17 protein-coding genes and 1 pseudogene are annotated in these 18,592 nt (G+C 71.2%); 10 read left to right on the plus strand and 8 right to left on the minus strand.

All coding sequences use genetic code 11. The features are described 5' to 3' along the window. The 4 genes and pseudogenes from ADK57_RS49195 to ADK57_RS23950 form a co-directional block, all read right to left on the minus strand. Window positions 1-153 (minus strand): annotated as a pseudogene (locus ADK57_RS49195) (sulfate adenylyltransferase small subunit); the annotation flags it as partial. Then, window positions 150-701, minus strand: coding sequence for an adenylyl-sulfate kinase (gene cysC / locus ADK57_RS23940; RefSeq protein WP_053751596.1), 552 nt, complete (start codon window positions 699-701; stop codon window positions 150-152). The pseudogene ADK57_RS49195 and the gene cysC, both read right to left, overlap by 4 nt. 154 nt (window positions 702-855) lie before the next feature. After that, window positions 856-1,668 carry a PaaX family transcriptional regulator C-terminal domain-containing protein gene (locus ADK57_RS23945; protein WP_053751597.1) on the minus strand — a complete coding sequence of 271 codons (813 nt, stop codon included), beginning with the start codon at window positions 1,666-1,668 and terminating at the stop codon, window positions 856-858. Between the two features lie 15 nt (window positions 1,669-1,683). Then, a complete protein-coding gene (locus ADK57_RS23950) occupies window positions 1,684-3,276 on the minus strand; it encodes an AMP-binding protein (RefSeq protein WP_053751598.1) in 1,593 nt (530 codons plus the stop codon). 173 nt (window positions 3,277-3,449) lie between these two features. On the opposite strand from ADK57_RS23950, the gene ADK57_RS23955 reads away from it, so the two are divergent. The 3 genes from ADK57_RS23955 to ADK57_RS23965 are packed head-to-tail and all read left to right on the plus strand — an operon-like array spanning window position 3,450 to window position 6,022. Beyond that, window positions 3,450-4,775, plus strand: coding sequence for an acyl-CoA dehydrogenase family protein (locus ADK57_RS23955; RefSeq protein WP_053751599.1), 1,326 nt, complete (start codon window positions 3,450-3,452; stop codon window positions 4,773-4,775). Further along, window positions 4,772-5,170, plus strand: coding sequence for a RidA family protein (locus ADK57_RS23960; RefSeq protein ID WP_053751600.1), 399 nt, complete (start codon window positions 4,772-4,774; stop codon window positions 5,168-5,170). The genes ADK57_RS23955 and ADK57_RS23960 overlap by 4 nt, the downstream gene beginning before the upstream one ends. Before the next feature lie 27 nt (window positions 5,171-5,197). Continuing rightward, window positions 5,198-6,022: an alpha/beta fold hydrolase gene (locus ADK57_RS23965; protein ID WP_053751601.1), complete on the plus strand. Its 825-nt coding sequence runs from the start codon at window positions 5,198-5,200 to the stop codon at window positions 6,020-6,022. Here ADK57_RS23965 and ADK57_RS23970 read toward each other — a convergent pair whose 3' ends face one another. Further along, entirely contained in the window at window positions 6,023-6,217 is a 195-nt protein-coding gene (locus ADK57_RS23970; protein ID WP_053751602.1) for a DUF5999 family protein, read from the minus strand. Window positions 6,218-6,442: 225 nt separating this feature from the next. On the opposite strand from ADK57_RS23970, the gene ADK57_RS23975 reads away from it, so the two are divergent. Continuing rightward, window positions 6,443-6,871, plus strand: coding sequence for a DUF6299 family protein (locus ADK57_RS23975; RefSeq protein WP_053751603.1), 429 nt, complete (start codon window positions 6,443-6,445; stop codon window positions 6,869-6,871). A gap of 8 nt (window positions 6,872-6,879) precedes the next feature. On the opposite strand, the gene ADK57_RS23980 is transcribed toward ADK57_RS23975, so the two are convergent. Further along, the gene (locus tag ADK57_RS23980) at window positions 6,880-7,332 is read right to left on the minus strand and encodes a flavodoxin family protein (RefSeq protein WP_053751604.1); all 453 of its coding nucleotides are present in this window, start codon (window positions 7,330-7,332) and stop codon (window positions 6,880-6,882) included. A 122-nt stretch (window positions 7,333-7,454) separates the two neighbouring features. Here ADK57_RS23980 and gndA point away from each other — a divergent pair, with 122 nt between their 5' ends. Beyond that, on the plus strand, window positions 7,455-8,894 hold the full coding sequence (gene gndA, locus ADK57_RS23985) for an NADP-dependent phosphogluconate dehydrogenase (protein WP_053751605.1): 1,440 nt from the start codon (window positions 7,455-7,457) through the stop codon (window positions 8,892-8,894). Between the two features lie 126 nt (window positions 8,895-9,020). On the opposite strand, the gene ADK57_RS23990 is transcribed toward gndA, so the two are convergent. Beyond that, the gene (locus ADK57_RS23990) at window positions 9,021-10,550 is read right to left on the minus strand and encodes a helix-turn-helix domain-containing protein (RefSeq protein WP_053751606.1); all 1,530 of its coding nucleotides are present in this window, start codon (window positions 10,548-10,550) and stop codon (window positions 9,021-9,023) included. Between the two features lie 84 nt (window positions 10,551-10,634). Continuing rightward, window positions 10,635-10,835 (minus strand): DUF4236 domain-containing protein, encoded by a 201-nt coding sequence (locus ADK57_RS23995; RefSeq protein WP_053751607.1) that lies wholly within the window; start codon window positions 10,833-10,835, stop codon window positions 10,635-10,637. A gap of 292 nt (window positions 10,836-11,127) precedes the next feature. On the opposite strand from ADK57_RS23995, the gene ADK57_RS24000 reads away from it, so the two are divergent. The 5 genes from ADK57_RS24000 to ADK57_RS24020 all read left to right on the plus strand — a co-directional run bounded on the left by ADK57_RS24000 (window position 11,128) and on the right by ADK57_RS24020 (window position 18,527). After that, window positions 11,128-11,940: a phytanoyl-CoA dioxygenase family protein gene (locus ADK57_RS24000; RefSeq protein WP_053751608.1), complete on the plus strand. Its 813-nt coding sequence runs from the start codon at window positions 11,128-11,130 to the stop codon at window positions 11,938-11,940. A gap of 45 nt (window positions 11,941-11,985) precedes the next feature. Further along, window positions 11,986-12,852: an AraC family transcriptional regulator gene (locus ADK57_RS24005; RefSeq protein ID WP_053751609.1), complete on the plus strand. Its 867-nt coding sequence runs from the start codon at window positions 11,986-11,988 to the stop codon at window positions 12,850-12,852. 513 nt (window positions 12,853-13,365) lie between these two features. Further along, window positions 13,366-16,083, plus strand: a complete 2,718-nt coding sequence (gene acnA, locus ADK57_RS24010) for an aconitate hydratase AcnA (RefSeq protein WP_053751610.1) — start codon at window positions 13,366-13,368, stop codon at window positions 16,081-16,083. Window positions 16,084-16,227: 144 nt separating this feature from the next. Next, window positions 16,228-16,953 (plus strand): response regulator transcription factor, encoded by a 726-nt coding sequence (locus ADK57_RS24015; RefSeq protein WP_053751611.1) that lies wholly within the window; start codon window positions 16,228-16,230, stop codon window positions 16,951-16,953. After that, on the plus strand, window positions 16,950-18,527 hold the full coding sequence (locus ADK57_RS24020) for a sensor histidine kinase (RefSeq protein ID WP_053751612.1): 1,578 nt from the start codon (window positions 16,950-16,952) through the stop codon (window positions 18,525-18,527). Before ADK57_RS24015 ends, ADK57_RS24020 begins: the two co-directional genes overlap by 4 nt. Window positions 18,528-18,592 lie beyond the last annotated feature (65 nt).

Below are 18,592 nucleotides of genomic sequence, written 5' to 3' on the forward strand. Positions count from 1 at the left end.
GGAGTCCTTGCCGCCGGAGAAGAGAATCACCGGCCGCTCGAACTCGCCCGCCACCTCACGGAAGATGTGCACCGCCTCGGACTCCAGCGCGTCCAGGTGAGAGAGGGTGAAGCCCTTCTCGGGAGTCGTCGCGTCGGGAGTCGTCGCGCTCACACCAGCCCCCGTTCCGCCAGCACCGCGTACACCGCGGTCGCCGACTCCTGCGGGGTCTGCTCCTGCGTCGGCAGCACGAGCGCCGGGTCCGTCGGCGGCTCGTACGGATCGTCGACGCCGGTCAGCCCGGACAGCATGCCCGCGGCCTGCCGGGCGTACAGCCCCTTCACGTCCCGCTCGCTGCACACCTGGACCGGGGTGGCCACATGCACCTCGATGTACGGCGTCCCGCTCGCGTCGTGCCGCTTGCGGACGGCCTCGCGGCTGTCGGCGTACGGGGCGATCACCGGGACGACGGACAGCACGCCGTTGCGCGCCAGCACCTCGGACACCAGCCCGATGCGCTGCACGTTCGTGTTGCGGTCCTCGCGGGAGAAGCCGAGGCCCGCGGAGAGGAAGCGGCGGATCTCGTCGCCGTCGAGGACCTCCACGCGATGTCCCTCGGCCTTCAGCCGGTCGCCGAGGTGGCGGGCGATGGTCGTCTTGCCCGCGCTCGGCAGCCCGGTGAGCCAGACGGTGGCTCCCTGAGCCCTTGCCGTGGTGGTCATGCGCAACAGTCCTCTTCCCTCTCACATACGACCCGAGGGACGGTAGGTAAGAAACTTGAGAAGAGGGACAGAGGAACCTGAGGGTTCCCTTAGGGGCCTGTGATGTGTGTGAGGTCACACAGCCGCGAGAGCGGTCGCACTCCCGCGGGGGCGGTCATACGCCGACGAAGGCGGCCCCCGCGTCCCGCAGCCGCTCGTGCAACCCCCGGAAGACCGCGGCCGAGCGGGCGCCCGGCCAGTCCGGGGGGAGCAGGCCGGCCGGCAGCCCGGGATCCGCGTAGGGGAGGTGGCGCCAGGTGTCCAGGGCGAGGAGGTAGTCGCGGTACGCCTCCTCGGCCGGGGTGTCCGCGCGCCGCTCCCAGTCGTGCAGCACGCGCGCGTGCCGGTCGAGGAACGCCTCGTGCTCCTTGGCGATGGCCGCCAGGTCCCACCAGCGGGCGACCGCATCCACGGTCGGCGCGAAGCCGAGGTGCTCGCCCCGGAAGAAGTCGACGTAGGGGTCGAGCCGCAGCCGCTGGAGGGTGTGCCGGCTCTCCTCGTACAGCCGCGCCGGAGCGATCCACACGCCGGGCGCGGCGGTGCCGAAGCCGAGCCCGGCCAGACGTGAGCGCAGCACGTGCCGCCTCTGCCGCTCGGACTCCGGCACGGAGAACACGGCGAGTACCCAGCCCTCGTCGTCCGGCGGTGTCGTGGCGTAGATGCGCCGGTCGCCGTCGTCGAGCAACTGGCGGGCGTCCGGCGACAGTTCGTACCCCGCCGCGCCCTGTGCCGTACGGGCCGGCACGAGCAGCCCGCGGCGTTTGAGCCGGGACACCGACGAGCGTACGGAGGGGGCGTCGACGCCGACGGCGGCCAGAAGCCGGATCAGCTCGGCGACGGGCACCGGGCCGGGCATGAAGCGGCCGTACGCGCCGTAGAGCGTGACGATGAGAGACCGTGGGGCATGCTGGTCGGACACGTTGATCATCTTAGGTCGTCGGCATCACTGCTGGTCACCATCGGTGCGCAGCTTGAATCTCTGAAGCTTTCCGGTCGCCGTGCGCGGCAGCGCGTCCAGGAGGACGATCTCGCGCGGGCACTTGTAGGGCGCCAGTTCGGATCGCACGAAGGCGCGCAGCGCCTCGGTGTCCCGTTCGGCGCCCTGCTTGAGGACGGCGTAGGCCACCACGACCTGCCCGCGCGCCTCGTCGGGCCGCCCCACGACCGCCGCCTCCAGGACGTCGGGGTGGCGCAGCAGCGCGTCCTCGACCTCCGGTCCGGCGATGTTGTACCCGGCCGAGATGATCATGTCGTCCGCGCGGGCGACGTACCGGAAGTACCCGTCGGGCTCGCGGACATACGTGTCCCCGGTGATGTTCCAGCCGTCGCGCACGTACTCCCGCTGCCGCGGATCGGCGAGATACCGGCAGCCGACCGGTCCGCGCACCGCCAGCAGCCCGGGCTCGCCGTCGGGCACCGGCGTGCCGCTCTCGTCCTGCACGCGCGCGTGCCACCCCGGTACCGGCACCCCCGTCGTTCCGGGCCGGATGTGCTCGTCGGCCGCCGAGATGAAGATGTGCAGCAGCTCGGTGGCGCCGATGCCGTTGATGACGCGCAGCCCGGTCCGCTCGTGCCAGGCCCGCCAGGTCGCGGCCGGCAGGTTCTCGCCGGCGGAGACACACCGGCGCAGGGAGGAGACGTCGTACGAGTCCAGCTCGTCGAGCATCGCGCGATACGCGGTGGGCGCGGTGAACAGGACCGACACCCGGTGCTCGGCGATCGCAGGCAACAGCTGCCTGGGGCCGGCCTGTTCGAGGAGCAGGGCGCTCGCACCGGCGCGCATCGGGAAGACCACCAGTCCGCCGAGACCGAAGGTGAACCCCAGTGGCGGGCTACCGGTGAAGACGTCCTCGGAGTGTGGCCCGAGCACATGGCGGGCGAAGGTGTCGGCGATCGCCAGCACGTCCCGGTGGAAGTGCATGCAGCCCTTCGGGCGGCCGGTGGTCCCGGAGGTGAACGCGATCAGCGCGACGTCGTCGGCCGCGGTGTCCACGGCGGTGTACGGCTCCTCGGGCGTCGCCCGGTTCAGCAGGTCGTCGGGGGCGTCCCCGCCGTACGTCGTGATCCTGAGCCCCGGTATCTCGGCCTTGGCGAGGTCGTCGACGGCCCGGATGTCGCACAGGGCGTGCCGTACCTCCGCGATCTCGCACATCGTGCCCAGCTCGTGCGGGCGCTGCTGGGCCAGCACGGTGACGGCGACCGCGCCCGCCTTCAGCACCGCCAGCCAGCAGGCGGCCAGCCAGGGGGTGGTGGGGCCGCGCAGCAGTACGCGGTTGCCGGGGACGACACCGAGGTCACGGGTGAGGACGTGTGCGACGCGGTCGACTCGGGTGCGGAGCTCGCCGTACGTCCATGTGGCGCCCGCCGGGGAGTGGAACACCGGTCGGTCCGCGGCCGGGCCGGCGAGCAGTTCGGCGGCGCAGTTCAGCCGATCGGGGTAGTCCAGCTCCGGAAGGTCGAAGCGGAGCTCCGGCCACTGGTCGGGAGGCGGGAGGTGGTCGCGGGCGAAGGTGTCGACGTGGGCCGAGGGGTTCATTGGCGGTTCGCCCCCTTGCCTTGTGGGCATCGGTGGTGGGCGTCGGGTGGGCATCCCTGGCGGGTGTTCCTGGTGGGTTCGCGCATCGAGCGTATCGTGTTGGTGACGGCAGTCAACGGTGCGCGATACCGTCGGGGGAGTGCCCGCAGGGCTGCGGGGAGAGAGGACCGGCAATGCCCGCATTCTCACTCGAACCATCACAGATCGCCTGGTGTGCGGAGCTGCGCACCCTGGCCGCGGACCGGCTTAGCCCCCTTGCTCAGAAGGGCGAACCGGGCCACGTCAACCGCCCGCTCGTCGCGGAACTCGGCCGACTCGGCCTGCTGTCCCGCCTGTTCACCTCCGGCGCCCTCGACCTCTGCCTGATGCGCGAGTCCCTCGCGTACGCCTGCACCGAGGCGGAGACCGCCCTCGCCCTGCAGGGCCTGGGCGCACACCCGGTCCACGCCCACGGCACCCCGGCCCAGCGGGAACGCTGGCTGCCCCGGGTGGCCGACGGCACGGCGGTGGCGGCGTTCGCGCTGAGCGAGCCGGGGGCGGGGTCGGACGCGGCGGCGCTGACGCTGCGGGCGGAGCGGGAGGCACAACGGGCGGAGCGGGAGGCGCAGCGGGCGGAACCGGCGGGCCGGCGACCGGCAGGCGCGCCCGGTGACGTGCGACGCGGAAGCCCTCTCGATGCCGAGCCCGGCGACCCGCGTCCCGGCACTCCGCTCACCGCCGAGCCCGGCGACCCGCGTCCCGGCACTCCGCTCACCGCCGAGCCCGACGGCCCCGCCCGCTGGCGGCTCACCGGTGAGAAGTGCTGGATCTCCAACGCCCCCGAGGCCGACTTCTACACGGTCTTCGCCCGCACCACGCCCGGCGCCGGCGCCCGTGGCGTCACCGCCTTCCTGGTGCCCGCCGACCGTCCCGGCCTGACCGGCACGGCCCTCGACATGCTCTCGCCGCACCCCATCGGCACCCTCGGGTTCGACGCCGTCCCGGTGACCGCCGACGACGTGCTCGGCGAGGTCGACCGCGGCTTCCGGGTCGCGATGGGCACCCTCAACCTCTTCCGCCCCAGCGTCGGCGCCTTCGCGGTCGGCATGGCCCAGGCGGCCCTCGACGCGACCGTCGTCCACACCGCCCGACGGGACGCGTTCGGCGGCAAGTTGAAGGATCTGCAGACGGTCGCCCACCAGGTCGCCGAGCTGGCCCTGCGCACCGAGGCGGCCCGCCTCATGGTGTACGCGGCGGCGACGGCGTACGACGAGGGCGCTCCGGACGTCCCCGGGCGCGCGGCGATGGCGAAGCTGCTCGCCACCGAGACCGCGCAGTACGTCGTCGACGCAGCCGTTCAACTGCACGGCGCCCGTGCCCTGTGCCGCGGCCACCTCCTCGAACACCTCTACCGCGAGGTACGCGCCCCGCGCATCTACGAGGGTGCGAGCGAGGTCCAACGAGGCATCATCGCCAAGGAGTTGTACGCGGGCGTGGAAACCAAGGAGGTCGGCGCGTGACCGCCGAGCGGGTGAACCCGCCCGGTCTCTCCCCGCCCACCGGCTTCTCCCACGCGGTCGTCGCCACCGGCACCCGGGTCGTCTTCCTCGCCGGCCAGACCGCCCTCGACGCCGACGGCAAGGTCGTCGGCGACACCCTCCCCGAGCAGTTCGAGAAGGCCCTCACCAACCTCCTCACCGCCCTGACCGCCACCGGCGCGACCCCGGCCGACCTCGCCCGCGTCACCGTCTACGCCACGGATGTCGCCGCGTACCGCACCCACGCCCCCGAACTGGGCCGTATCTGGCGCGAGGTGGCGGGCCGCGACTACCCGGCGATGGCAGTCGTGGAGGTCGTACGCCTCTGGGACGACCGGGCGATGGTGGAGCTCGACGGCTTCGCCGTACTGCCGTGACCGGGCGCGCTGCCGTAGCCTCCCGGCATGCCCGAGATCGAGCTCTCCGCCGGGAACATCGCCTACGAGGACACGGGCGGCGACGGCCCCGTCGTGGTCCTCCTCCACGGACTCGTCCACGACGCCACCGTCTGGCGCAAGGTCGTCGCCGAACTCCGCCCGGACCACCGGGTGATCGCTCCGACCCTGCCCTACGGCTCCCACCGCACGCCGATGACCCGGCCGCCCACGCCGGACGTCGTCATCGAGCTGATCGCGGAGTTCCTGGAGCGGCTCGACCTGCGGAACGTCACGCTGGTCGAGAGTGACTGCGGTCGGGCCCAGACCGTCGCGGTCCGGCACCCGGAGCGGCTGGCGCGGCTCGTGCTGATCTCCTGCGAGGCCTTCGACAACTATCCGCCGGGCCTGCCCGGCAAGCTGATCGGTGTGGCCTGCCGGGTGCCGGGCGGGGTGGCGTTCCTGGTGCGCACCCTGGGCCTGAAGCCGCTGCGCCGGCTGCCCGTCGGCATCGGCGCGCTGACCAGGCGTCCCGTGCCGGACGAGATCGTCGACGGCTGGCTGCGCCCGCTGCGCACGGATCCGGCGATCCGGCGGGACTTCCGCCACTACGGCACGCACGTCCGACGGAACGAACTGCTGGAAGCCGCCGAGGGACTGCGGAAGTTCGACAGGCCGGCGCTCGTCGTGTGGGCCACCGAGGACCTGATGATGCCCCGGGCCCACGGCCGTCGCCTGGCCGAACTGCTCCCGCAGGGGCGGCTGGTGGAGATCGAGGACTCACGGACCCTGGTCGCCGAGGACCAGCCGGAACAACTCGCCTGCGCACTGCGGGAGTTCATTTCAGGTACATGATCAGGCGGCGATGGGCAGCCGCTCGACGGGCACCCGGAGCGGGGCGACGATCCGGCCGTCCGGCAGCAGCTCGCCGCTGTCGTCGAACACGATCGCGCCGTCGCACAGCAGGGTCCAGCCCTGCTCGGGGTGGGCGGCGACGATGTGCGGGGCGTGGTAGTCGGTTGCGGGGCACGAGGGCTGGTGGGAACACATGGCGCACCTCCACGTCGGTAGGACCATCGGGTCCGGTCCCATGGACAGACCATCCTCCCGCCGCGGACTCATCGGAACAGCCTGCCGTGAAGCGTGACAACACCCGGACAACACCCGGACGGTTCCACGACCGTCGGTGCGGACTCGCCACCGAAGGGGTGACGATCACGGCTGAGGACGCTCGTGCCAGGTACCAGTGGGGGCCCCACTTCAGGAGGTCTTCCCATGTCCTTGCGTCCTGCCCTCGGCCTCGCCGCCGGTGCCGCCCTGCTCCTGCTTGCCGCCCCCGCCGCGCAGGCCACCGCCGACCCGTACGAGACCGTGACGGTCGACCCGACGGGCCGTATCGCGGCCGACGGCACGGTCACCCTCTCCGGCACCTACCGCTGCACCGGCGGCACCGGCACGGTGTTCGTCAGCTCGACCGTCGCCCAGGGTTCCTCGACCGTCCATCACGGCATCGGCGGCACCGGCGCGGTGTGTGACGGCATGGAGCACATCTGGCAGAACACCGGTATGCCGACGCCGACTTCCCTCGCAGCCGGCGTGGTGCACGTCGAGGCGACCGTGATGGAGCTGAACTCGCAGGGCGGCCTGCTGCTGCCCCGCCTCCACGCGGCCCAGCGACAGGACGTCACCCTGATCGAGGGCTGAGCGCGGCGTCAGTTCATCAGCCCCGCGGCGACCGTGGCGCCCAGCTCCCAGCACGCCTCGACGTCCGCCTTGCGGGGCTCGCCCGTCACGGTCACGGCGTCGGCGGCCCGCCGCCAGCCGAGGCCGGTCGTGATCGACTCGATGCCGCGGACCGCTCCGGTGACGTCGTTGCCGCCGTGCACCCAGTAGCCGAACGGGCGGCCCTGCGTGGCGTCGAGGCAGGGGTAGTAGACCTGGTCGAAGAAGTGCTTCAGCGCGCCGGACATGTAACCGAGGTTGGCCGGCGTGCCGAGCAGGAACCCGTCGGCCTCCAGCACGTCGGACGCCGTCGCGGCCAGCGCGGCCCGCCGTACGACGCGGACGCCCTCGATCTCCGGGTCCGTCGCCCCGGCGACGACGGCCTCGAACAGTGCCTGGCAGTTCGGCGAGGGCGTGTGATGCACGATCAGCAAAGTAGCCACCCCTGCACCCTGCCGTGCGGGCACTCGGCGCGGCAAACGGAGACGGGTCCGAGACGATCCCGGCCCGCGCACGTACAAACCCGCAGGAGCCCCGTCGCAGACTCAGAGGACAGGAACCACCCATGATCCCTAGCGCACACATCGGCGTCACCGGCCTGGGCGTGATGGGCCGCAACCTGGCTCGCAACTTCGCCCGCCACGGCTACACCGTCGCCGTGCACAACCGCAGCGCGAGCCGCACCCGGCTGCTCGTCGAGGAGTTCGGCGCCGAGGGCACGTTCGTCGCGGCCGAGACGGCCGAGGAGTTCGTCGCCGCCCTCGAACGGCCGCGCCGACTGGTGATCATGGTGCAGGCGGGCGCCGCCACCGACGCCGTCATCGCGGAGTTCGCCGGACTGCTGGAGCCCGGCGACATGATCATCGACGGCGGCAACGCCCACTTCGCCGACACCCGCCGCCGCGAGAGCGCGCTGCGCGGACACGGCGTCCACTTCGTCGGCGCCGGCATCTCCGGCGGCGAGGAGGGCGCCCTCAACGGACCGTCGATCATGGTCGGCGGACCGGACGAGTCGTACGCCGTCCTCGGCCCGATGTTCGAGACCGTCAGCGCGAAGGTCGACGGCGAGCCGTGCGCCGCGCACGTCGGCACCGACGGGGCCGGGCACTTCGTCAAGATGGTCCACAACGGCATCGAGTACGCCGACATGCAGCTCATCGCCGAGGCGTACGACCTGCTGCGCCAGGTCGCCGGCTACACCCCGGCCGAGATCGCCGACGTCTTCCGCGGCTGGAACGAGGGGCGCCTCGGCTCGTACCTGATCGAGATCACCGCGGAGGTGCTGGCCCACACCGACGCCGCCACGGGCGAGCCCTTCGTCGACGTCGTCGCGGACGCCGCCGGGCAGAAGGGCACCGGCCGCTGGACCGTCCAGACCGCCCTGGACCTGGCCGCCCCGGTCACGGCCATCGCCCAGGCCACCTTCGCCCGCGCCGCCTCAGGACAGAGCGCACTGCGCGCCGCCTACCGCGGCCTGCCCGGCGGCACCACCGTGCCGCTGAGCCGCACCGAGGCGGCCCGCTTCACCTCCCAGGTGGAACACGCCCTGTACGCCTCGAAGGTCATCGCCTACGACCAGGGCTGGAAGATGATCCAGGACGCGGGCGCCGAGTACGGCTGGAAGATCGACCTCGCCGCCGTCGCCGGGATCTGGCGCGGCGGCTGCATCATCCGCGCCGCGTTCCTGGACCGCATCCGCGCCGCGTACACCGCCGACCCCGGCCTGGCCGGCCTGCTCGGCGAGGAGGGCTTCGCCCGTGAGATCGGCGACGCCCAGGTGCCCTGGCGGGAGATCGTCGCCTCCGCGGCCCGCCGCGGCATCCCCGTCCCGGCCTTCTCCGCGGCCCTCGCCCACTACGACACCCTGCGCGCCGACCGTCTGCCCGCCGCCCTGCTCCAGGGTCAGCGCGACTATTTCGGCGCCCACACCTACCGGCGCATCGACCGCCCGGGATCGTTCCACACCCACTGGGCCGACCCGGCCCGCCCCGAAACAACGAACTGACGCCCGACCACCGTCCCCGGCCGCCCGCTCCACCACCCACGAGGGCCGTCCACTCCACCACCGACCACGAGGGCCGTCCGGACGCCGCCGCACCCACAGGGGGGAACGGCGGCACCTGGGGTGCGGTCAGATGTCCCGGAACGTCTCGATCTGCGCCCCGACCGAGTTGAGCCGCTCGGCCAGGTCCTCGTACCCCCGGTTGATGACGTACACGTTCCGCAGCACGGACGTGCCGTCCGCCGCCATCATCGCGAGCAGGACGACCACGGCGGGCCGCAGGGCCGGCGGGCACATCATCTCGGCGGCCCGCCAGCGGGTCGGGCCCTCGACCAGCACCCGGTGCGGGTCCAGCAACTGCAGCCGCCCACCGAGGCGGTTGAGGTCCGTCAGGTAGATCGCCCGGTTGTCGTAGACCCAGTCGTGGATCAGCGTCTTGCCCTGCGCGGCGGCCGCGATGGCCGCGAAGAAGGGGACGTTGTCGATGTTCAGGCCGGGGAACGGCATCGGGTGGATCTTGTCGATCGGCGCCTCCAGCTTGGAGGGCCGGACGGTGAGGTCCACCAGTCGGGTGCGGCCGTTGTCGGCGGGGTACTCCGGCGTGCGGTCGTGGTCGAGGCCCATCTCCTCCAGGACCGCGAGCTCGATCTCCAGGAACTCGATGGGCACCCGGTGCACCGTCAGCTCCGACTCCGTGACGACCGCGGCGGCCAGCAGGCTCATCGCCTCGACCGGGTCCTCGGAGGGGGAGTAGTCGACGTCCACGTCGATGTCGGGCACGCCGTGCACGGTCAGCGTGGTGGTGCCGATGCCCTCCACCCGGACGCCCAGGGCCTCCAGGAAGAAGCACAGGTCCTGGACCATGTAGTTGGAGGAGGCGTTGCGGATGACGGTGACGCCGTCGTGCCGGGCGGCGGCGAGCAGCGCGTTCTCGGTGACCGTGTCCCCGCGTTCGGTCAGCACGATGGGCCGGTCCGGCCGGACCGACCCGTCGACCGTGGCGTGGTACTGGCCCTCGGTCGCCGCGATGTCCAGCCCGAACCGGCGCAGCGCGATCATGTGCGGCTCGATGGTCCGCGTACCGAGGTCGCAGCCCCCGGCGTACGGGAGCTGGAAGCGGTTCATGCGGTGCAGCAGGGGACCGAGGAACATGATGATGGACCGCGTCCGTACGGCGGCTTCCGCGTCGATCGCCGCCATGTTCAGCTCGGCCGGCGGCACCAGCTCCAGGTCGACGCCGTCGTTGATCCAGCGGGTGCGTACGCCGATGGAGTTGAGCACCTCCAGCAGGCGGTACACCTCCTCGATGCGGGCGACCCGGCGCAGCACCGTGCGCCCCTGGTTGAGCAGCGAGGCGCACAGCAGTGCCACGCACGCGTTCTTGCTCGTCTTCACGTCGATGGCGCCGGACAGCTGACGACCGCCGACCACGCGCAGGTGCATCGGGCCCGCGTAGCCCAGAGAGACGATTTCGCTGTCCAGCGCTTCACTGATTCGAGCGATCATCTCAAGGCTGATGTTCTGGTTGCCGCGCTCGATGCGATTGACGGCGCTCTGGCTGGTGCCGAGCGCCTCGGCAAGCTGCGACTGCGTCCAGCCCCGGTGCTGCCGGGCGTCACGGATGAGCTTGCCGATACGTACGAGGTAGTCGTCTGCCATGAGGTTGAGGCTATCTCAGATATGAGATGGCGCCTCTTGAGGGGGTCCGTTCGGATGACCGGCGGGGGTGGGCCTGAGGGATGGTCAACGGCGCTTCGCGGTGCGGGTGCGACGCCACCCGAAAGGTCCGGGCAAATCCACCGATGTCGTACGCCGTCCGGTGCTGCTGCTCGTGTGCCGGGGCCCGTGGCTGCCGCCGCCGGTCGTGATGGACCAGGAGCGCCGGTTGATGTTCAGGCGCACGCCGGGCAGGATCCGGAAGCTCTTGCGGAACGTGAGGGGCATGGGGGCCTCCCTTCAGGGTCGGTCGGTTGCTCCCAACTCCTGTCGGATACCCCGACTTGGCGAACTGATGGCCGTACTCCACCGCCTCCTCGAAGGTGACCGACGGCGTACCGGTGTCGTGTGACGCGCCCGTCCTCGTCCCGCAACTCGACGACCCGCGGCTCCGGGCAGGTCCAGGCAAGGGTCAGTCGGCGCTGTCCGATGGCGGCAGGAAAGGGCTCGGTGATCACCCGACAAAGGCGGTGCGGGGAATGTCGGGTGATCGGGACCGGTGTCGCCGCACGATGGGGGCATGGATGACACCACCTTGGTATCTCGCTTCCTCCGCGACGGCTTCGTGAAGTTGGAGGGCGCCGTCGCGCCGCGCGTGGCCGCGGACTGCGCGCGGCTGCTGTGGCGAGAGACGGGCTGCGACCCGGACGATCCGGCGACGTGGACGCAGCCCGTGCGCTGGGTGGCCGGCATGGCGCAGGGGCCGTTCGCCGCCGCACCCAACTCCCCGTCCCTGCAGCGCGCGTACGACCTGCTCGTCGGCGCGGGATGCTGGGAGCCGCGCTACTCGCTGGGCACGTTCCCGCTGCGCTTCCCGCACGAGGAGGAGCCGGACGACGCGGGCTGGCACATCGAGGGGAGCTATCTGCCGGAGGGCGAGAGCTGGTACTTCACAAATCTGCGTTCCCGGGGCCGGGCGCTGCTGATGCTGTTCCTGTTCAGCGAGGTCGGTGAGGAGGACGCCCCGACCCGGATCCGGGTCGGCTCACACCTCGACGTGCCCAAGGTGCTGGAGAAGTACGGGGAGGACGGGGCGAGCGGGCTGACCCTTGCGCCCGATCTGGTGGCGGCCTCCGACCACCGGCCACTCGCCCTGGCCACCGGGGCCCCGGGCGACGTCTTCCTGTGTCATCCGTTCCTGGTGCACGCGGCGCAACCGCATCATGGGGTGCGGCCGCGCTTCATGGCGCAGCCGCCGCTGATGCCGGCCGCGCCGTACGAACTGGAGCGGGCCGACGGCGCGTACTCACCCGTGGAGATCGCGATCCGTCGGGGCCTGGGACAGGGCACCCCCGGTCCGGACGGGGACGGCACCGGCTGCAGCGCCGGGTAGACATGCTTCATCCGTTCCTGGAGAGGAAGAGGAAGGAGACCGGGCATGCTGGAGCGGCTGAACCGGGCCATGGAGCACATCGAGTGCCATCTCGACCAGGCCGTCGAGGTGGAGGAGCTGGCACGCCTCGCGGCCACCTCGGAGTACCACCTGCGTCGGATGTTCTCCGCGCTCGCGGGCATACCGCTGTCGGAGTACATCCGGCGCCGTCGGCTCACCCTCGCGGGCGCCGAAGTGCTCGCGGGACGCGAGACGCTGCTGGAGATCGCGGTGCGCTACGGCTACAGCTCCGGCGAGGCGTTCGCGCGGGCGTTCCGTGCCATGCACGGCATCGGACCGGGCGAGGCCCGGCGTACCGGCGCCGCGCTCAACTCCCAGTCTCGGATGGCCTTCCGCCTCACCGTCGAAGGGAGGAGCGGTATGCGATATCGCGTCGTGGACAAGGCGGAGTTCACCGTCGTCGGGCTCAAGACCCGGGTACCGCTGGTGCATGCGGGGCCGAACCAGGCGATCATGGACTTTGTCCGCGGGATCGACCCGCGGACCCTGGAGCGCCTGGAGAAACTGTCGGACCAGGAGCCGCACGGCATCGTCGCGGTCTGTGACGACCTGGACCCAAGCCGCGCCGAGGGCACCGAACTCGACTACCACCACGGCGTGATCACCTCCGAGGCCGCTCCGGAGGGCACGACCACGTTGGCCGTCCCGGCCGGCACCTGGGCGGTCTTCACCACCTCCGGGCCGGCGCCGCAGGCCATCCAGGAGCTGTGGCGCGACGTGTTCACCGAGTGGTTCCCGTCGAACCCGTACCGCACCCGCACCGGCCCTGAGATCCTGCGCACCCGCCTGTCGCCGGAGAAGACCGAGGCCGACGCCGAACTGTGGCTCCCGGTGGAGCCCGAGCACCGCTGAACAAAGCGGCAAGCCCCCGGGCATACCGAACCGCTCGGTCACATCGAGCGATGATGATTTCCCGGAGGGTGATGGGATCGCGGCCGGTCGCGGCGGCTCAGCGGGCCCGGCTGGGCACCCCTCGATGCAGTGGCGGTTCGCAGAGGTCCGCAGGCGACAGCCTTGAGCTGGTTGGCTGCGGCTGGTCGCCGCGCAGTACCAGCCGGGAAGACTGCGGTCGCCTTCACTGCGAGAGATCAGCGGCCCCCGGGTCGGCCGGGCCGGGTCGTCCCGGGAGAAATCGGCTCGGTCCATGGTGCGGGAGGACATCACGGGGAGGCCGGGCATGACCAACCCGGCCCCATGTACTAGAGTTATCTCGACATCGAGATATCTGCCGAGGCGCGCCGCGGTCGCACGCCATCGTCAGTCCGGTGGTAAGGCGTGCCTAACTTAGCCTTACCTTAGCGGATCGGCCAAGACGGTGTGGCGGCAGGATGCGGTGGTAAGCGCACAAAAATGAAGGAGACTGTCGTGTCGGCGAACAGCTTCGACGCCCGCAGCACGCTGCAGGTGGGCGACGAGTCGTACGAGATCTTCCGGCTGGACAAGGTGGAGGGCTCGGCCCGCCTGCCGTACAGCCTCAAGGTCCTGCTCGAGAACCTGCTCCGCACGGAGGACGGCGCGAACATCACCGCCGACCACATCCGCGCCCTCGGCGGCTGGGACTCGCAGGCCCAGCCCTCTCAGGAGATCCAGTTCACGCCGGCCCGCGTGATCATGCAGGACTTCACTGGTGTGCCCTGTGTCGTGGACCTCGCCACCATGCGTGAGGCCGTCAAGGAGCTCGGCGGCGACCCGGCGAAGGTCAACCCGCTCTCGCCGGCCGAGCTGGTCATCGACCACTCCGTCATCGCCGACAAGTTCGGCACCAACGAGGCCTTCGCGCAGAACGTCGAGCTGGAGTACGGCCGCAACCGCGAGCGCTACCAGTTCCTGCGCTGGGGCCAGACCGCGTTCGACGACTTCAAGGTCGTCCCCCCGGGCACCGGCATCGTCCACCAGGTCAACATCGAGCACCTGGCGCGCACGGTCATGGTCCGTAACGGCCAGGCCTACCCCGACACCCTCGTCGGCACCGACTCGCACACCACCATGGTCAACGGCCTCGGCGTCCTCGGCTGGGGCGTCGGCGGCATCGAGGCCGAGGCCGCGATGCTCGGCCAGCCGGTCTCCATGCTCATCCCGCGCGTCGTCGGCTTCAAGCTGACCGGTGAGCTCACGCCCGGCACCACCGCCACCGACCTCGTGCTCACGATCACCGAGATGCTGCGCAAGCACGGCGTGGTCGGCAAGTTCGTCGAGTTCTACGGCGAGGGCGTGTCCGCCACCTCCCTCGCCAACCGCGCCACCATCGGCAACATGTCGCCGGAGTTCGGCTCCACCGCCGCGATCTTCCCGATCGACGACGAGACCATCAAGTACCTGAAGCTGACCGGCCGCTCCGAGCAGCAGCTGGCGCTCGTCGAGGCGTACGCCAAGGCGCAGGGCCTCTGGCTGGACCCGAAGGCCGAGCCGGACTTCTCCGAGAAGCTGGAGCTCGACCTCTCCACGGTCGTCCCCTCCATCGCCGGCCCGAAGCGCCCGCAGGACCGCATCGTCCTCGCGAACGCCGCCGAGCAGTTCAAGACGGACGTCCGCAACTACGTCGACGACGTCGACGAGGCGGGCAAGGAGTCCTTCCCGGCCTCCGACTCCCCGGCCGTCCACCCGAACGGCGCTCCGTCCAACCCGGTCACCGTCACCGCCCCCGACGGCTCGACGTACGAGATCGACCACGGTGCGGTGACGGTCGCGGCCATCACCTCCTGCACCAACACCTCGAACCCGTACGTCATGGTCGCCGCCGCGCTCGTCGCGAAGAAGGCCGTGGAGAAGGGCCTGACCCGCAAGCCGTGGGTCAAGACCACCCTCGCCCCGGGTTCGAAGGTCGTCACCGACTACTTCGACAAGGCGGGCCTGACCCCGTACCTCGACAAGGTCGGCTTCAACCTCGTCGGCTACGGCTGCACCACCTGCATCGGCAACTCCGGCCCGCTGCCGGAGGAGGTCTCCAAGGCGGTCAACGACCACGACCTCGCGGTCACCTCGGTCCTCTCCGGCAACCGGAACTTCGAGGGCCGGATCAACCCCGACGTCAAGATGAACTACCTGGCGTCCCCGCCGCTGGTGGTCGCTTACGCCCTCGCGGGTTCCATGAAGGTGGACGTCACCAAGGACGCCCTGGGCGTCGACCAGGACGGCAACCCGGTCTTCCTCAAGGACATCTGGCCCTCCGAGGCCGAGGTCAACGACGTCGTGGCGAACGCCATCGGCGAGGACATGTTCAACAAGTCCTACCAGGACGTCTTCGCGGGCGACGCCCAGTGGCAGGCCCTGCCGATCCCGACCGGCAACACCTTCGAGTGGGACGCGGAGTCGACGTACGTCCGCAAGCCCCCGTACTTCGAGGGCATGACGATGGAGACCACCCCGGTCTCCGACATCACGGGCGCGCGCGTCCTCGCCAAGCTGGGCGACTCGGTCACCACCGACCACATCTCCCCGGCCGGTGCGATCAAGGCCGACACCCCGGCCGGCAAGTACCTCACCGAGCACGGTGTGGAGCGTCGTGACTTCAACTCCTACGGCTCCCGCCGAGGCAACCACGAGGTCATGATCCGCGGCACGTTCGCCAACATCCGCCTGCGCAACCAGATCGCGCCGGGGACCGAGGGCGGCTACACGCGTGACTTCACTGTCGAGGGCGCTCCGGTGTCGTTCATCTACGACGCCTCCCGCAACTACATCGAGCAGGGCGTCCCGCTGGCCATCCTGGCCGGCAAGGAGTACGGCTCCGGCTCGTCCCGCGACTGGGCCGCCAAGGGCACCGCGCTCCTCGGCGTCAAGGCCGTCATCGCCGAGTCGTACGAGCGCATCCACCGCTCGAACCTCATCGGCATGGGCGTCCTGCCGCTCCAGTTCCCGGAGGGCCAGTCCGCCGCCACCCTCGGCCTGACCGGCGAGGAGACCTTCTCCTTCACCGGCGTCGAGGAGCTCAACAACGGCACCACCCCGCGCACGGTGAAGGTCACCACCGACACCGGTGTCGAGTTCGACGCGGTCGTCCGCATCGACACCCCCGGCGAGGCGGACTACTACCGCAACGGCGGCATCATGCAGTACGTGCTGCGCAGCCTGATCCGCAAGTAAGCGGTACGGCAGGGCAGTTGAGGGCCGCATTCCCGGTGACGGGGATGCGGCCCTCCGCCGTGCCGGGACCAGGACGTCCCAGGTCATCACCCACCCTCAGGTGGACCACAGGGTTCCCTCAGCCGAGGGGGACAAAATCAAGACATGACTGGCACCTCCGGGTCCCGAACCGGCCGCGTCCGCGTGCTCATCGTCGATGACGAGCCCACGCTCACCGAATTGTTGTCCGTGGCCGTCACCGAGGCGGGCTGGCGGCCCTACCCGGCCGCGGACGGGCACAGCGCGCTGCGCGTCGCCCAGGGCTGCGCGCCGCACGCCGTCGTGCTCGACGGGATGCTGCCCGACCTCGACGGGCTTCAGGTGCTGCGCCGGCTGCGGCACGACGACCCGAAGCTGCCCGTGCTCATGCTCACCGCCCGCGATGCGCTGGAGCACCGTCTCGACGGCCTGGAGGCCGGCGCCGACGACTACGTGACCAAGCCGTTCTCCCTGGAGGAGGTCGTGCTGCGGCTGCGCGGGCTGCTGCGCAGGGCCGGAACCGAACACGGCCGGGCCGACGACTCGGTGCGCGTGCTCGGCGACCTCGTGCTGGCCGAGGACAGCCGCGAGGTGCGCCGCGCGGGCACGCCGATCCAGCTCACCGCCAAGGAGTTCGACCTGCTCGGCCTGCTGATGAACCACCCGCGCCAGGTGCTGAGCAAGGCCCAGATCCTCGACCACGTCTGGAACAGCTCCTTCGACGGGGGCGGCAACCTCGTCGAGGTCTACATCTCCGGCCTGCGCCGCAAGATCGACAAGGGCCGGGCGCCGATGATCCACACCATGCGCGGGCTGGGCTACGCGATCAGGCCTGCGGAGGAGGGGAGATGACCGCCACGCCGCGCCCGAGGCTGCGCACGCACTCCCTGCGCACCCGACTGCTCCTCTTCGTCAGTGCCACCCTCGTCGTCGTGTGCACCACGATGGCGTTCACCACCGCCTACGTCCAACGCGCCTACCTCATGGGCGCCTTGGACGGCCGGGTCACCAACGCCGCCGAGCGCAGCCTGGGCGGTGCCTCGCTCCACCCGGAGTTCGAGGCCGACCTGACCTTCCTCAACGAGAGCGGCCACCCCACCGGCATGCTCGCCGCGCGGCTCGACGCCGGGGGCACCATCCTCTCCGCGGAGGTCGTCGGCCCGGACGCCGCTCCCAAGGCCCTCACCACCGCCCAGCGTGCCGCGCTGAAAGGCATCGGCACCGACGGCTCGAAGCACACCCGGACCGTCCCCGACCTGGGCACCTACCGGGTCACCGTGCTCGACGACAACGGCGTCCGGGTCCTGACCGGGCTCCCGATGGACGACGTACAGCACATGATCAGCGGCCTCGTCGTGGTCGAGACGATGGTCGCAGGTCTCGGGCTGGCCGTCGCGGGCTGTGCCTGTGCGGTGGTCATACGGCGTCAGCTGCGGCCCCTGGGCCGGGTCGCCGCCACCGCCGCCGAGGTCTCCCGCGCGCCCCTCGGCAGGGGCGAGGTCGTCGGCCTGACCCGGGTGCCCGAACCCGACACTCACCCCGCCAGCGAGGCCGGCCAGGTCGGCGCGGCACTCAACCGCATGATCGACCACGTCGAGTCCTCCCTCGCCGAGCGGCAGCGCAGCGAGGAGCGGGTGCGCCACAGCGAGGAGAAGATGCGGCGCTTCCTCGCCGACGCCAGCCACGAACTCCGTACGCCACTCGCGTCCATCGCCGGATACGCGGAACTGATGAACCGCGGCACCGACCGCATCGAGCCGGTCATGGCCTGGCGCCGGGTCTCCGCCGAATCGGCCCGGATGACCGGCCTGGTGGAGGACCTCCTCCTGCTGGCCCGCCTCGACGAGGGGCGGCCCCTGCAGTCCGCCGAGGTGGACCTGGCCGCGCTGGTCGCGGAGGCCGTGTGGGACGCGCGCGCCGCGGGCGGCGACCACGACTGGCAGCTGGAACTGGGCCTCGACACGCCCGCGCTGGTCCTCGGCGACGAGACCCGGCTCCACCAGGTGGTGGCCAACCTGCTGGCCAACGCGCGGATGCACACGCCTGCGGGCACGACGGTGGTGGCGTCCGTCGAGGCCACCTCGGACCACTGCGTCATCCGCGTCCGCGACAACGGCCCCGGCATCCCGCCCGCCCTCCTGCCCAGGGTCTTCGAACGCTTCACCCGCGCCGACACCTCCCGCTCCCGCACGGACGCCCGAGCGGGCGGATCGGGGCTCGGCCTCGCCATCGCGGCGGCGATCACGTCGGCTCACGGAGGCCGGATCGACGTGCACAGCGTCCCTGGGCACACGGAGTTCACGATCGGCCTCCCGACGGCGGACGACCCGACGGCAGTACAGGCAGCAGGGGCAGCAGGGGCAGCAGAGGCATCCCAGGCAGCACCGGCAGTACAGGCGATCCGGAGCAGGTCGGCGTCGGTGTAGGCCATCCAGCCTCTGCGCCACGGCCCGTGGGAATGGCACTAGTCTGATGCCGCTGAACAGCCGTG

This window comes from Streptomyces sp. MMG1533, assembly GCF_001279775.1.
Classification (GTDB): Bacteria; Actinomycetota; Actinomycetes; order Streptomycetales; family Streptomycetaceae; genus Streptomyces.

Coding starts and splice junctions, on each gene's coding strand:
- cysC (WP_053751596.1), bottom strand. CDS start 701: ATGACCACCACGGCAAGGGCTCAGGGAGCCACCGTCTGGCTCACCGGG.
- ADK57_RS23945 (WP_053751597.1), bottom strand. CDS start 1,668: ATGATCAACGTGTCCGACCAGCATGCCCCACGGTCTCTCATCGTCACG.
- ADK57_RS23950 (WP_053751598.1), bottom strand. CDS start 3,276: ATGAACCCCTCGGCCCACGTCGACACCTTCGCCCGCGACCACCTCCCG.
- ADK57_RS23955 (WP_053751599.1), top strand. CDS start 3,450: ATGCCCGCATTCTCACTCGAACCATCACAGATCGCCTGGTGTGCGGAG.
- ADK57_RS23965 (WP_053751601.1), top strand. CDS start 5,198: ATGCCCGAGATCGAGCTCTCCGCCGGGAACATCGCCTACGAGGACACG.
- ADK57_RS23970 (WP_053751602.1), bottom strand. CDS start 6,217: ATGTGTTCCCACCAGCCCTCGTGCCCCGCAACCGACTACCACGCCCCG.
- ADK57_RS23975 (WP_053751603.1), top strand. CDS start 6,443: ATGTCCTTGCGTCCTGCCCTCGGCCTCGCCGCCGGTGCCGCCCTGCTC.
- gndA (WP_053751605.1), top strand. CDS start 7,455: ATGATCCCTAGCGCACACATCGGCGTCACCGGCCTGGGCGTGATGGGC.
- ADK57_RS23990 (WP_053751606.1), bottom strand. CDS start 10,550: ATGGCAGACGACTACCTCGTACGTATCGGCAAGCTCATCCGTGACGCC.
- ADK57_RS23995 (WP_053751607.1), bottom strand. CDS start 10,835: ATGCCCCTCACGTTCCGCAAGAGCTTCCGGATCCTGCCCGGCGTGCGC.
- ADK57_RS24000 (WP_053751608.1), top strand. CDS start 11,128: ATGGATGACACCACCTTGGTATCTCGCTTCCTCCGCGACGGCTTCGTG.
- ADK57_RS24005 (WP_053751609.1), top strand. CDS start 11,986: ATGCTGGAGCGGCTGAACCGGGCCATGGAGCACATCGAGTGCCATCTC.
- ADK57_RS24015 (WP_053751611.1), top strand. CDS start 16,228: ATGACTGGCACCTCCGGGTCCCGAACCGGCCGCGTCCGCGTGCTCATC.
- ADK57_RS24020 (WP_053751612.1), top strand. CDS start 16,950: ATGACCGCCACGCCGCGCCCGAGGCTGCGCACGCACTCCCTGCGCACC.